This is a genomic window from Streptomyces sp. NPDC088785, from assembly GCF_044750685.1.
In the GTDB taxonomy this organism is placed as follows: Bacteria; Actinomycetota; Actinomycetes; order Streptomycetales; family Streptomycetaceae; genus Streptomyces.
In genome coordinates this window covers 280,920-294,147 of record NZ_JBIVKH010000007.1, presented here as the reverse complement: position 1 = coordinate 294,147, position 13,228 = coordinate 280,920, and the positions used below count along the sequence as shown (strand labels likewise).

The 13,228-nt window shown below is 73.4% G+C and carries 13 protein-coding genes; 7 read left to right on the top strand and 6 right to left on the bottom strand.

What is annotated here, in order from left to right; genetic code table 11:
• Positions 1-202 precede the first annotated feature (202 nt).
• Together ACIP5K_RS21880 and ACIP5K_RS21875 are read left to right on the top strand one after the other, a co-directional pair.
• The gene (locus tag ACIP5K_RS21880) at positions 203-397 is read left to right on the top strand and encodes a hypothetical protein (RefSeq protein WP_018534760.1); all 195 of its coding nucleotides are present in this window, start codon (positions 203-205) and stop codon (positions 395-397) included.
• 112 nt (positions 398-509) lie between these two features.
• Positions 510-2,069, top strand: coding sequence for a hypothetical protein (locus ACIP5K_RS21875; RefSeq protein ID WP_401411814.1), 1,560 nt, complete (start codon positions 510-512; stop codon positions 2,067-2,069).
• A gap of 7 nt (positions 2,070-2,076) precedes the next feature.
• Here the strand turns inward: ACIP5K_RS21875 and ACIP5K_RS21870 are convergent, their stop codons facing one another.
• Positions 2,077-3,576 carry a PLP-dependent aminotransferase family protein gene (locus tag ACIP5K_RS21870; RefSeq protein ID WP_401411812.1) on the bottom strand — a complete coding sequence of 500 codons (1,500 nt, stop codon included), beginning with the start codon at positions 3,574-3,576 and terminating at the stop codon, positions 2,077-2,079.
• Positions 3,577-3,827: 251 nt separating this feature from the next.
• On the opposite strand from ACIP5K_RS21870, the gene ACIP5K_RS21865 reads away from it, so the two are divergent.
• The 4 genes from ACIP5K_RS21865 to ACIP5K_RS21850 all read left to right on the top strand — a co-directional run bounded on the left by ACIP5K_RS21865 (position 3,828) and on the right by ACIP5K_RS21850 (position 7,267).
• Entirely contained in the window at positions 3,828-4,448 is a 621-nt protein-coding gene (locus ACIP5K_RS21865) for a YitT family protein (protein ID WP_401411865.1), read from the top strand.
• Positions 4,445-5,212, top strand: a complete 768-nt coding sequence (locus ACIP5K_RS21860; RefSeq protein ID WP_401411810.1) for a glycerophosphodiester phosphodiesterase — start codon at positions 4,445-4,447, stop codon at positions 5,210-5,212. Before ACIP5K_RS21865 ends, ACIP5K_RS21860 begins: the two co-directional genes overlap by 4 nt.
• Positions 5,213-5,271: 59 nt before the next feature.
• Positions 5,272-6,636 (top strand): MFS transporter, encoded by a 1,365-nt coding sequence (locus ACIP5K_RS21855; RefSeq protein ID WP_401411808.1) that lies wholly within the window; start codon positions 5,272-5,274, stop codon positions 6,634-6,636.
• 256 nt (positions 6,637-6,892) lie between these two features.
• Complete coding sequence (locus ACIP5K_RS21850) at positions 6,893-7,267, top strand: RNA polymerase-binding protein RbpA (RefSeq protein WP_003977404.1); 375 nt, start codon at positions 6,893-6,895, stop codon at positions 7,265-7,267.
• A gap of 90 nt (positions 7,268-7,357) precedes the next feature.
• Here ACIP5K_RS21850 and fxsA read toward each other — a convergent pair whose 3' ends face one another.
• The 4 genes from fxsA to ACIP5K_RS21830 form a co-directional block, all read right to left on the bottom strand.
• On the bottom strand, positions 7,358-7,939 hold the full coding sequence (gene fxsA, locus ACIP5K_RS21845; protein ID WP_401411806.1) for an FxsA family membrane protein: 582 nt from the start codon (positions 7,937-7,939) through the stop codon (positions 7,358-7,360).
• 69 nt (positions 7,940-8,008) lie between these two features.
• Positions 8,009-8,782, bottom strand: coding sequence for a polyprenol monophosphomannose synthase (locus ACIP5K_RS21840; protein ID WP_401411804.1), 774 nt, complete (start codon positions 8,780-8,782; stop codon positions 8,009-8,011).
• 500 nt (positions 8,783-9,282) lie between these two features.
• A complete protein-coding gene (locus ACIP5K_RS21835; RefSeq protein WP_401411802.1) occupies positions 9,283-10,896 on the bottom strand; it encodes an amidohydrolase in 1,614 nt (537 codons plus the stop codon).
• Positions 10,897-10,997: 101 nt separating this feature from the next.
• Positions 10,998-11,438: an Lrp/AsnC family transcriptional regulator gene (locus ACIP5K_RS21830; RefSeq protein WP_111665596.1), complete on the bottom strand. Its 441-nt coding sequence runs from the start codon at positions 11,436-11,438 to the stop codon at positions 10,998-11,000.
• A 223-nt stretch (positions 11,439-11,661) separates the two neighbouring features.
• Between ACIP5K_RS21830 and ACIP5K_RS21825 the strand changes: the two genes are divergently transcribed.
• The gene (locus ACIP5K_RS21825; RefSeq protein ID WP_401411800.1) at positions 11,662-12,111 is read left to right on the top strand and encodes a hypothetical protein; all 450 of its coding nucleotides are present in this window, start codon (positions 11,662-11,664) and stop codon (positions 12,109-12,111) included.
• Positions 12,112-12,122: 11 nt separating this feature from the next.
• On the opposite strand, the gene ACIP5K_RS21820 is transcribed toward ACIP5K_RS21825, so the two are convergent.
• Positions 12,123-13,226 (bottom strand): phosphotransferase family protein, encoded by a 1,104-nt coding sequence (locus ACIP5K_RS21820; protein WP_401411798.1) that lies wholly within the window; start codon positions 13,224-13,226, stop codon positions 12,123-12,125.
• Positions 13,227-13,228 lie beyond the last annotated feature (2 nt).

Below are 13,228 nucleotides of genomic sequence, written 5' to 3'. Positions count from 1 at the left end.
GGGCACATGACCCGACCCCGCCGAGGCAAAGATCACGGGCAGAACGGACGACCGTCCGGCGGCCCGCCCGGGCACCTCACCGCGTCTGCCGACCGGGTGAAACATGGGAAGAAACACCCATTTGCACCTTTTGTCGTATAGATACATGCTGTGAGCCTGGAAGAACTCATGGTGACTGTCCCCACCAACCAGGAGAACCCTCATGATCCTGTCCATCTCGGGCGTCGTGCTGCTCGGCATCATCGTCTTCCTCTTCTTCCGCAAGGACGGACTGAAGGCCTCGCACGCACTGGTATGCGCCCTCTTCGGCTTCTACCTGGCGGGCACGGCCATCGCCCCGAGCATCAAGGCGGGCGGGGCGAGCCTCGCCAGCCTGCTCGGCGGGATCAAGTTCTGACGGCCCATCCACCCGCACACACCTTCAGGAGACCGACGTGGTCAGGCGTCCCAACTCCCCGTTGCCCCGGATTCTGAGCACCGGCAGCGCCTCCATCGCCCGGAGCCGGGAAATGGCACGGACGGCCGCCGACGGCGCCACCGACGTCCTCCACCCGCTCATCACGATCACCCGCGGCCTGCGTCGTCTGGCTGCCGCCGGACGACGCAAGTGGACCGACACCCCCAAGGACCGGCGCGGACCGCTGCTGTTCCTGGTGGCCGCCGTGGTCCTGGTCGTGGTGTTCATTCCCTACGGGCCGCTGCTCGCGATCATCACGGTCATGGCGGCGGCCGCGTGGAAGGGCCGCGACCCCAAGCAGCCCGAGGCACCGGCCGGACCCGACGAGTCCCAGGTCAAGCGCCTCTCCTCGCTCTACGAGGCGCTCGTCCCGTACTTCTCCGTGGCCGAGGATCCCAGCCCGCTCTACGCCCACGGCGGCGAGTGGGAGAAGGCCTTCGAGACGTACGACTTCGACGGCGACGGCCGCTTCGACCGGCTCACGATCAGCTACCCCGCCTACTTCGCCGACGGCGAGGCCGAGTCACGGGCGCGGATCGAGCAGCTGCTCGGCGCCAAGCTGGGCCGCGGCCGTGAGTACCACTTCGCCTGGGACGAGGAGGGCAACCACCTCACCGTGACGGTGCTCGCCCCGCTCCCCACCGACATCGCCGCCCAGCGCTTCGTGACCGCGCCCGCCGAGACGGTCCTCGGCTTCACCGACGGGACCGGGGTGCAGCGTACGCTGCCGGTCATGGACGGCGAGGAGCAGCGCGACGTGCCGCCGGTGGTGTGGCGCACCGGCGTCCGCTCCACCGAACCGCACCTGCTGGCCGTGGGTCAGCCGGGCAGCGGCACCACGTCCCTGGTGCGCTCGATCGCCCTCCAGGCCCTCCAGCACGGCGACGTGCTGATCGTCGAGGGCAGCGGGACCGGCGACTACGCCAGCCTGGTCGGCCGGGACGGCGTCCTCGCCGTCGAGTGCGGCCTCGCGGGCGCGCTCGCCAGTCTCGAATGGGCGGCGCACGAGACCGAGCGCCGGCTGATCGCGGCGAACCGCGCACGACAGGCCGGACACCCCACTCCGGACGACATCAAGCGCCCGCTGTGGATCCTGCTCGACCGGCCCGGCGCCCTGGGCCACCTCGCCGCCGCGGACGGCCGCAAGGACCCGCAGACCCTGCTCCAGGTGCCGCTGCGACACGGGCGCGCGGCCGGGGTGACGGTCGTCGTGGCCGAGCAGTTCGACAGCCTCGACGCCCTCATCGAGCCGGTGCGCCAGCACACCCGCGCGCGCGTGGTGCTCGGTCCGGCCACCGCGGAGGAGCTGGAGGAGGTCCTCGGCGTCCAGCCGGGGACCACGCCCACCTCCGACGTGCCGCCCGGCCGGGGCTACGCGCGCCTCGGCACCGGTGCGGTCCACCGGCTCCAGGTGCCGGCCACGCCCGACCCGTACGACGACGCCACCAGCGAGGCGCACCGGCAGGCCGTCATGGCGCTGCTGCCGGACCGGCCCGGCCACCCGGCGGAGCCGTCCGCGACGGCCGAGCCGTCCGAGGCGTCGGCGAGCGCCGGGGCCGACACCGCCGCGGAGGCGGTGCCGGACGAGGCCGAGGCGCTCGCGGAGCGCTGACGGCGGTTCACGCGATCAGGGTGCGCGGCACGTCCCCGCCCGCACCCTGACCGTCCGTCACGAGCCGGGCCGCCGTCGCGAGCCGCACCGCCGCCTCGTCGGCCACGGCGCCCCCCACGGTGAACGGCAGCCGCACATAGCCCTCGAACGCGCCGTCCACGCCGAACCGCGGCCCGGACGGCACCCGCACGCCGACCCGCTCCCCCACCTCGGCGAGCCGCGAACCGGAGAGCCCGCCCGCCCGGACCCACAGCGTCAGGCCGCCCTCCGGCACGTCGAACTCCCAGTCGGGCAGTTCCCTGCGCAAGGCGCTCACCAGGGCGTCCCGGTTCTCCCGCGCCTGGCAGCGGCGCAGCTCCACGGCCTCCTCCCAGCCGCCGGTGTTCAGCAGCCAGTTCACGGCCAGCTGCTCCAGCACGGGGGTGCCCAGGTCCGCGTAGGCGCGCGCGGCGACCAGGCTGCGGATCACGTCCGGGGCCGCCCGCACCCAGCCGATCCGCATGCCGGCCCAGAACGCCTTGCTCGCGGAGCCCACCGTGACGACCGTTGAACCGGCCGGGTCGAACGCGCAGACGCGGCGCGGCATGTCCCGGTCCCGGTCGAAGTGCAGTTCGGTCATGGTCTCGTCGACCACGAGCACGGTGCCCGCCGAGCGGGCCGCGTCGACCAGCGAGCGGCGCTGCTCCTCGTCGGCGAGCGCGCCGGTCGGGTTGTGGAAGTCCGCGACCACGTAGGCGAGCCGGGGCGCGGCGTCCCGCAGCACCTGCCGCCAGCGGTCGAGGTCCCAGCCGGCGAGCCGGTCGGCCATGGCGACGGGGACCAGCCGCAGCTCCGCCTCCCGCATCAGCTGGAGGATGTTCGCGTAGCTGGGCGACTCGACGGCGACGCGCTCGCCGCGGCCCGCGAAGAGATGGCAGATCGCGTCGATGGCACCCATGGCGCCGGTCGTCACCATGATCTGCTCGGGCATGGTCGGGATGCCGTGCGCGGTGTACCGCTCGGCGATCATCGTGCGCAGCGCGGGCAGCCCGGCCGGGTAGTCGCCGTGGGTGTGGGCGTAGGGCGGCAGCTCGTCGAGGGCGCCGCGCACGGCGCGGGTCAGCCACGGCTCGGGCGCGGGCAGGGCGGCGGTGCCGAGGTCGATCATCGAGCCGAGGGCCTCGGGCGGCAGGGGTTCCAGGCCGCGCGCGGGCAGCGGGTTCCCGGCCGGGCCCGCGGTCCAGCTGCCCGCGCCCCTGCGCGACTCCAGGAATCCCTCGCCGCGCAGCGCCTCGTAGGCGGCGGCGACGGTGGTGCGGCTGACCGAGAGGGCCTGGGCCAGTTCCCGCTCGGCGGGCAGCCGGGTGGCCACCGGGACCCGGCCCTCCAGGACGAGCAGGCGGATGCCGTCGGCGAGCGCGCGGTAGGCGGGCGGGCGCCGGGCGCCGGGGCCGGGCGGGCGGTCCTGCTGCGAGGTGAGCAGCCGGGCGAGCTGGGCCGAGCCGATCGCCGAAGTCCACTGAGCCATGCGGTCCAGTCCACCTTCCCGGAATTGGCCATGGTTGGCCGGGGTTCACAGGCCACAGAGTGACACGGGTCGGTCCACTATCACCACAGGGGGATGTCTTGTCAGCGCCCGAGCCTTCCGTGCCAGAGCCCTCGGTGTCCGAGCCGCCGCAGCCCGTACCGTCGGCGACCGGTCCGTCGGCGACCGGGGCGACCGGTCCGTCGGCCACGGGAGCGTCGGCGCCCCGGGGCGGTCCGCTCGCCCTCCGTCTCCTGCGGCTGTACGCCGGACTCGCCCTCTACGGCGCCAGTTCGGCCCTCCTGGTGGAGGCGGGCCTCGGCCTGGAGCCGTGGAACGTGCTGCACCAGGGACTCGCCGAGCTGACCGGCCTCTCGATCGGCGTGGTGTCGATCATCGTGGGCGCGGGCGTGCTGCTCCTGTGGATCCCGCTGCGCCAGCGGCCCGGGCTCGGCACGGTGTCGAACGTGTTCGTGGTCGGCCTCGCCATGGACGGCACGCTCGCCCTGGTGCCCGAGGTGCACGCCTACGGGGTGCGCGTCCCTCTGATGATCGTCGCGATCGTGCTGAACGGGGCGGCGACCGGCCTCTACATCGCGGCGCGGTTCGGCCCCGGCCCGCGCGACGGCCTGATGACGGGACTGCACCGGCGCACGGGCCGCTCGATCCGCCTGATGCGTACGGCCGTGGAGGTCACCGTCGTGGTCACCGGCTTCCTGCTCGGCGGCACGATCGGGGTGGGCACCGTGCTGTACGCGGCCGCCATCGGTCCGCTGGCCCAGTTCTTCCTGCGCGTCTTCGCCGCCCCCGCACAGCCGGCCGGGACCACCGCGGCCACCGGGGTGTCGCCGCGCCGGGCGATACTGCGACGGTGACCGACCCCGTACGCCACCCCTATCTCGACCACCCCGGTCCGCTCGCCCTCGCCCACCGCGGCGGGGCGGCGGGCGGCCTGGAGAACACGCACGCGGCGTTCCGGCGCGCCGTGGACCTCGGCTACCGCTACATCGAGACCGATGTGCACGCCACGCAGGACGGCCGGCTCGTCGCGTTCCACGACGCCACCCTCGACCGGGTCACGGACGCGCGGGGCCGGATCGCCGACCTCCCCTGGAGCGAGGTCCGCCACGCGCGCGTGGCGGGCAGGGAGCCGGTCCCCCTCTTCGAGGACCTGCTGGAGGCCTTCCCCGACGTCCGCTGGAACGTGGACGTGAAGGCCGAACCGGCCCTCGTCCCCCTGCTGGACCTGCTGCGCCGCACGCGCGCGTGGGACCGGGTCTGCGTCGGCTCGTTCTCGGAGCGCCGGGTCGCCCGGGCGCAGGCCCTCGCCGGACCCCGCCTCGCGACCTCGTACGGCACCAAGGGGGTGCTCGGCCTGCGGCTGAGGTCCTACGGTCTCCCGGCCGCCCTGCGCGACTCGGCGGTGTGCGCCCAGGTCCCGGTCGCGCACGGGCGGATCCGGGTCGTCGACGGGCGTTTCGTGCGGGCCGCCCACGCGCGGGGGCTCCAGGTCCACGTGTGGACGGTGAACGAGGAGTCCGAGATGAGACGGCTTCTCGACCTGGGCGTCGATGGCATAGTTTCCGATCACATCGAAACGCTGCGGGACGTCCTGAAGGACCGGGGAGGCTGGGTCTGAGGACCCGGGCCCGCGGCGTGAGGGACGCACGGGGACAGCACGTCAACAAGGGGACACGGGTGGGCACCGACACCGCGCGGGGGACGGCGGCGGGCGCCACCGCCCTGGCCGAGCGCAAGCGCGAACAGCGCGGCTGGTACTTCTACGACTGGGCGTGCTCGGTCTACTCCACGAGCGTCCTGACCGTGTTCCTGGGCCCGTACCTCACCTCGGTGGCGAAGGCCGCGGCCGACGCGGACGGCTATGTCCGTCCGCTGGGCGTGCCGGTGCGCGCGGGGTCCTTCTTCGCGTACACGGTCTCCCTGTCGGTGGTCGTCGCGGTCCTGGTCATGCCGCTCGCGGGAGCGGCCGCCGACCGGTCGGGCCGCAAGAAGCCGCTGCTCGCCCTCTCCGCCTACACCGGGGCGGCGGCCACGACCGCCATGTTCTTCCTGGACGGCGACCGCTATCTGCTGGGCGGACTCCTCCTCGTGGTGGCGAACGCCGCGCTGGCCGTCTCGATGGCGCTCTACAACTCCTTCCTGCCGCAGATCGCCCCCGCGGAGGAGCGCGACGCCGTGTCGTCGCGCGGCTGGGCCTTCGGCTACGCGGCCGGCGCGCTGGTGCTCGTGGTGAACCTGGTGCTGTATCTGGCCCACGACTCCTTCGGTCTCACCGAGTCGGCGGCCGTGCGGATCTGTCTCGCCTCCGCCGGAGTGTGGTGGGGCGCGTTCACCCTGATTCCGCTACGGCGTCTGCGTGAGCGGCGCCCGGTCCCCGCGCAGGGCGGCGGTGCGCGCACGGCGACCGGGCTGCGTCAGCTGGTCGCCACTTTGAAGGACATGCGCCGCCATCCGTTGACGCTCTCCTTCCTCCTGGCCTACCTGGTCTACAACGACGGCGTGCAGACGGTGATCTCCCAGGCGTCCGTGTACGGCTCCGAGGAGTTGCGCCTCGATCAGTCGGCGCTGATCACGGCGGTGCTCCTGGTGCAGGTCCTGGCGGTGGCCGGGGCGCTCGCGATGGGCCGGCTCGCGCGCGCGTACGGCGCGAAGCGCACGATCCTCGGCTCGCTGGTGGCCTGGACGGCGACCATCGGGGCGGGTTACTTCCTGCCGAAGGACTCGCCCGGCTGGTTCTACGCCCTGGCGGTCGGCATCGGGCTGGTCCTGGGCGGCACCCAGGCCCTGTCCCGCTCCCTCTTCTCCCACCTGGTGCCGGGCGGCAAGGAGGCCGAGTACTTCTCCGCGTACGAGATGAGCGACCGGGGCATCAGCTGGGTGGGCCCGCTGGTGTTCGGGCTCGCGTTCCAGCTGACCGGCAGCTACCGGGACGCGATCGTGTCCCTGGTCGTTTTCTTCCTGATCGGTTTTGTCCTGCTCGCGCGGGTACCTGTCCGGGAGGCGATCCGCGACGCGGGGAATCCCGTACCGACCCGGATTTAGCACCTGAAGGCAAAGGCCGGTAGTGTACGCGGTTGGCCTGCCAGGCGTACCGTTACTGCACGTCAAGAATCTGCGACGTTCGGTGATATCTGGTGTCAGATGTGACAAACCGGGCACTGGTGGGTACAACAAGGGGCGGCCACGACGGCGACGCATAACCCGGGGACGGGGAATCTTTACCGCCGACCGGACGTTGACCGGATGACGACGACAGCGACACCTGTCCTGTGGGCGACAAGCCCGGGAGGCACGATTCATGAGTGAGCGAGCTCTTCGCGGTACGCGCCTCGTAGTGACCAGCTACGAGACGGACCGCGGCATCGACCTGGCTCCGCGCCAGGCCGTGGAGTACGCATGCGAGAAGGGACATCGCTTCGAGATGCCCTTCTCGGTGGAGGCCGAGATTCCGCCGGAGTGGGAGTGCAAGGTCTGCGGGGCCCAGGCACTTCTCGTCGACGGGGACGGCCCTGAGGAGAAGAAGGCCAAGCCCGCCCGTACGCATTGGGACATGCTGATGGAGCGGCGCACCCGCGAGGAGCTCGAAGAGGTCCTCGAGGAGCGCCTGGCGGTGCTGCGCTCGGGCGCGATGAACATCGCGGTCCACCCGAGGGACAGCCGCAAGTCCGCGTAACCCTGCGGGGCTTTTCACGACAGCGCACGAGGCCGGGGCCGGACACACACCGTGTGTCCGGCCCCGGCCTCGTCGTGCGTCCGCGCCGCCTCAGGGCGTGAGCGGCGGCCGCGGTGCGTCGTCGTCGCGCCGGCCGCCCGGCTGCCCGTCCTCGCGGACCACCTCGCCCTGGATCACCGTGGAGCCGGGGCGGCGCATGCGCGCCTGCTGGAACGCGTCCCCCAACGAGCCCGGGGCCGCCGCGCCGATCCTCTTCTCCAGCGTCCGCTCCGTGTAGCGGCTCAGGGCCGCGCGCAGCGGCGGGAGGAGGAGCAGCAGCCCGAAAGCGTCCGTGATCAGTCCGGGGATCATCAGCAGGAGTCCGGCGAGCAGCAGCAGCCCGTTGCCCTGGCGGCGCTGCTCCTCCGCCTCCACGACGCCCTGCTGCTGGCGCCGGAGCGTCTCCTGGAGGCTCTGGAAGGCGCGGCGGCCCGCCGCCTTGATCACGACGGCGCCGAGCACGAAGCCGGCCACCATGATCAGGAAATACGGGAATCCGCCGATCGCCCCGGCCACCACGGTCCCCAGCCAGATCTCCAGGACCACCCACGCGGCGACGCCGATCGGCAGGAGCGTACGGGCCCGGGAGCGCCGGGCCCCCGGGGACTTGCGGGGCGGGGTGGCAGTGGTCATGCCTCAAGTGTGCCCGCTGCCGCGTCCAAGCGGCGTAAGCGCGGGATCAGCGGAGCCCGCCGGAGGGGCTCAGCGGCTGTCCGGCCCGCGTCCGAGCACCTTGCCCACCCGTTCGCCCACGCCCCATGTGGTGACCCGCCACAGGGCCTCCACGACGATGTCCTTGCTCATCTTGGAATCGCCCAGCTCGCGCTCGACGAAGGTGATCGGGACCTCGACGACGTGGTAGCCGGCCTTGATGGCGCGGCGGGCCAGGTCGACCTGGAAGCAGTAGCCCTGGGAGGCGACCTCGTCGAGGCCGAGTCCTTCGAGGGTCTCGCGGCGGAAGGCGCGGAAGCCGCCGGTCACGTCGCGGATGGGGACGTCGAGCAGCAGGCGCGAGTAGGTGGAGCCGCCGCGAGAGAGGAACTCGCGGGACTTGGGCCAGTTCACGACGCGGCCGCCCGGCACCCAGCGCGAGCCGAGCACGAGGTCGGCGCCCTTGAGGGCGGTGAGCAGCCGGGGCAGCTCCTCCGGCTGGTGCGAGCCGTCGGCGTCCATCTCGATCAGGACGCCGTAGTCGTGCGCGATGCCCCAGGCGAAGCCGGCCAGGTAGGCGGCGCCCAGGCCCTCCTTGCCGGTGCGGTGCAGCACGTGCACCCGGTCGTCCTCGGCGGCCAGCTCGTCGGCCAGCTTGCCGGTGCCGTCCGGGCTGTTGTCGTCGGCGACCAGAACGTGCGCCGCGGGCACCGCCGCACGGACGCGACCCACGATGGACGTGATGTTCTCCGCCTCGTTGAAGGTCGGAATGATCACCAAGGCCGTACCCAGAGGGCCGAACTTCCGCCCACCGCCGTCGCTCACAGGTTCCCCTTAAGACTTCCGTTCACAGGGGGTCCACCATAGCGAGCAGGAATGATCACGCCGACCAGGCGCCCTGCGGAGGCGGTACGGGAACTGCGGATCGGGGCCGGGCGTCCTTCGGGCCGACCTGGGGCCCGCTGGCTGCGGGTCGACCGAGAGCCGTTGTCTACTGAACGCCCGGGCCCCACCCGGGTCGCACCTGGCTCGACCGGCCGGAACGTTCCAGCGCCCCGTGGCGCGGGCGCTGGGCCTGGCTCCCAGTGGTGGTGCGCCGGTGCGGCGCACCACCCCCTGACCCAGCTGCGTTCGACGACTGCGTGGACTTCCCCGGTCGTGCCTGCAAGGTGGTGGACCCGGCCGAACCTACCCGTCCCCCGCCGCGTTCTGTCAACAGCCCTTCGACCTGCGACTCTTTGCCAAGACGCCTGGTCAGGGCGGAGGACACGCAGGTCGTGCGGGACGGCGTGGACGCGCGATCGGCCGCACGCCGCCCCGGCACATCACTCGTCCGGCCGTACGAAGACCGTCTGTCCGAACACGACGGTCCGCAGGCACACGGGGAGCGCGCCGCCGGGGGTGAGGTCCGGCAGGCCCGGGGTGCCCGAGCGCGGGTCGGTCGACCAGCGGGCCACCCGGTCGTCGGGGGCCTGCACGACCAGTTCGTCGGTGCGCCAGACGGCGTAGTCGGCGGGGGCGCCCGGGACGAGGACGCCCGCGTCGTCGCGGCCGACGGCGCGCCAGCCGCCGCGCGTGTGGGCGGTGAACGCGGCCCGTACGGAGACCCGGTGCTCGGGCGTGCGGTGGAAGGCGGCGGCGCGGATCGTGCCCCACGGGTCGAGCGGGGTGACCGGGCTGTCCGAGCCGAAGGCGAGCGGGACGCCGGCCTTCAGCAGGGCGGCGTACGGGTTGAGGGTGCGGGCCCGGCCGGCGCCGAGGCGGTCGGCGTACATGCCGTCCGCGCCGCCCCACAGGGCGTCGAAGGCGGGCTGCACGGACGCGGTGAGGCCGAACTCCGCGAACGCGGCGACGGTGGCGGGGGTGAGCATCTCGGCGTGCTCGACGCGGTGCCGTGCGGCGCGCACCCGTGCGAGGCCGATCTTCCCGGCGGCCGCGCGCATCCCCTCGGCGACGGTGGCGCAGGCGGCGTCGCCGATGGCGTGGAAACCGGCCTGGAGGCCCGCCTCGGTGCAGGCCACCACATGGGCGGCGACCTCGTCCGCCGTGAGGTAGGCGGTGCCGCTGTGGGCGGCGTCGGCGTACGGCTCGCACAGGTGCGCGGTGTGCGAGCCGAGCGCGCCGTCCACGAAGAGGTCGCCCGCGGCGCCGAGCGCGCCCAGGCCGCGGGCCCGCTCGATGTCGCGGTCCGCCCAGTAGCCCGCGACGCGCGGTCCGGGCTCGGAGCGGGCGAGGTCGAGCAGGCCGGTGAAGTCGTCCTCGGAGGAGATGTCGGGGCCCGCGCACTCGTGGACCGAGCCGATGCCGAGCGAGGCGGCGTGCCGGAGCGCGGCGCGCTGCGCCTCGGTGCGCTGCTGCGGGCCGACGGCGCCGAGGGCGGCGGCGCGGACGGCGTGGTGGGCGTCGCGGGTGAGGGGGCCCGTGCGGTCGAAGCCGGCGCGGTCGGCGACGCCGGGGACGAGGCCGAGCAGGGCGGTGCTCACGACGGCGGAGTGCACGTCGATGCGGCTGAGGTAGACGGGTCGGCCGCCGGTGGCCTCGTCGAGTTCGGCGCGGGTGGGCGGCAGCCGGTCCGGCCAGCGGGCGGCGTCCCAGCCGTGGCCGAGCAGGACCCGGTCGGCGGGGCGGGCGGCGGCGTGCTCCCGGACGAGGGCGAGGGCTTCGGCGCGGGTGCGGGCGGCGGTGAGGTCGAGGCCGGTGAGGGCCAGACCGGTCGACGTGGTGTGCACGTGGGCGTCGGTGAACGCGGGGGTGACCAGGGCGCCGTCGAGGTCGACGACCTCGTCCGCACCGTCCGCGAACGCGTCCGCCGCGCCCTCCGAGCCGACCCAGGCGACATGGCCCGCCTCCACGACCATGGCGGTCGCGAAGGGGTCGGCGGGGCTGTGGACCTCGCCGCGGCGCAGGAGGACGGTGCGGGTGCTGGGGGGCGTGCTCATGGGACCAGTTTCCCGTGTCGTGCGCAGTGGTCCGGTGTCGGGGTGCTTGTCGGGGATGTCGCCGGCACCCCGCGCCCGCGACAGGATCCGCCGGACAGGCCCTAGATGCGCGGGGGCCTGGATTCGTACGGGGTCGACAGGACGACCGTGGTGCGGGTCGAGACGCCGGCGAGGGAGCGGACCCGCGCCAGCAGGTTCTCCAGCTCGTGCGGGGTCTCCACGCGGACCTTCAGGATGTAGTTCTCGTCGCCCGCGACGCTGTGGCACGCCTCGATCTCCGGTACGCCCGCGAGGCGTTCGGCGATGTCGTCGGGGGCGCTCGGGTCGAACGGCTTGACCGAGATGAACGCGGTCATCGGCAGCCCGACCGCCTCGGGGTCGACGACCGCCGCGTAGCCGCGGATCACGCCGCGCTGTTCGAGGCGGCGCACCCGCTGGTGCACCGCGGACGTGGACAGGCCGGTGGCCTTGCCCAGGTCGGTGTAGCTCATCCGCCCGTCCTTGACGAGCAGCTGCACGATCTGTCGGTCGAGCTCCTCCATGGCGACGAACCTACCCGTCCCTTGATCCTCCCGGTACCGCGAAGGGCCTCTCGTCTACCGCGCCCCGGGCACCCGCAATCGACATGTGACGAAGGCCACACCCTTCAGACCGTGTCCTGGGGTCTCGCGCGGTTACCTCGCGCGCGGGGCGGGAAGTGCTTGCTGTGGTCGAGGCCGCCACCCATGGACATCAGCGGCCGGCCCACCCGAGGGGGAGAATCCCATGCAGAGTGTGAAGCGTCCCGGACGCCCTGCCGCGCGCGGCACCCGCAGGCAAGCGGTTGTCGAGCCCCAGCCGGAGGGTGTCGAACCCGGCTTCGACGACGAGGCCGGCGACGAGCCCGACCCGTACGACACGTTCGAGATGTATCGGGTGATCTGCCCGGACTGCGCCCAGCCCATCGCCCTCCTCGCGGACGAGGACGAGCTGCCCGAGCACGCCCACGTGGCCTCGCCCTGGAACCCGTTCGGGCTCTCCGTCTGTGCGGGCACCGGCCGCGCCGCCGCCGAGGCGCGCCCCGCCGACGCGGTGACGGGCGCTCAGGAGCAGGACACCGCGCTGCTGTTGACGCTCCCTCAGGGGCTCGACTGGCGCACCCAGCCGTTCTCGCACGTCGGCGGTCCCGGTTCGCGCCCGATCCAGGTGCCCCGCCAGCGCAGCGACGCCGCCTGACCCGTTCGGGGTCACTCGGCCTCCCGCCAGTAACTGCCCTGCACCATGGCGCGCAGCGTGTCGTGGTGCAGGATCAGTGTGTCCGGATCCGCGGGCACGGCGATCTCGCCGAAGTGGGCCTGCCGGTAGGCGACCCTGAGCATCACCACGGCGTGCCGCAGGGCGGCGTAGAGCGTGTAGAAGTCCATGTCGCGCGGGGTGTGGCCGGTGCGGCGCGCATAGCTCTCCTCGATCCGGTCGCGGCGCAGGAAGCCGGGCAGTCCCGGCTGGCCGAAGCTCACGGTGAGGTCCTGGAAGAAGCGGTGCAGATAGACGGTCCAGCCGAGGTCGACCTCGCGCGGGGCCAGGGCCGCCATCTCCCAGTCGAGCACGGCGGCCGGTTCGAAGCCGTCGTAGATGATGTTGCCGATCCGGGCGTCGCCCCAGTTGAGGACGGCGTCGCCCTCGTCGTCCGGCCACAGCCGCTCCAGGCGGGCGAAGGCGCGCTCGATCAGCGGTGAGGGGGCCAGTCCGGCCACCACCCAGGCGTAGTAGGCGCGTTGGGCGCCGACGTGCCGGCGCAGCGGGCTGCCCGCGCCGGGCAGTTCCAGGAACCGCGCGTCGGCCGCCGGCACGCCGTCGTGCAGCCGGGCGATGACGCCGACGCTCGCCTCCTCCAGGCGGGCCCGCTCGGCGTCCGTCGCCGCGTGCAGCCAGTTGCCCTCGTAGGTGTACGGCATGACGTCGGGCGGCACCCGGCCGGCGACCCGCTCCATGACGAAGAAGGGGGCGCCGAGCGGCCCCGGGTCCTCCTCCAGCCACAGCACGCGCGGTACCGGGATCCGGGCGCGCTCGGCGGCGAGCCGCATCGTGCGGTACTGCCGCGGCATGTCGTACTCCGGGAAGATCGTGTACGCGGCCGGGTCGGCGGCCAGCCGCAGCGCGCAGGAGCGCACCGGGGGTGCGGGGTGCTCGATGTCGAAGAGGAGCGTCTCGCTGGACATGCCGTTGGACTCGGGCACCCGGACGTCCACCGCGGTGGCGCCCGGCAGCCTGCCGCGGAGCCACCCGGTGAGGAGGCGGCCGACTTCTTCGGGTTCGCGGGTGGAGGTGCGCGGGCGCGGCGCTGTCGCCATCG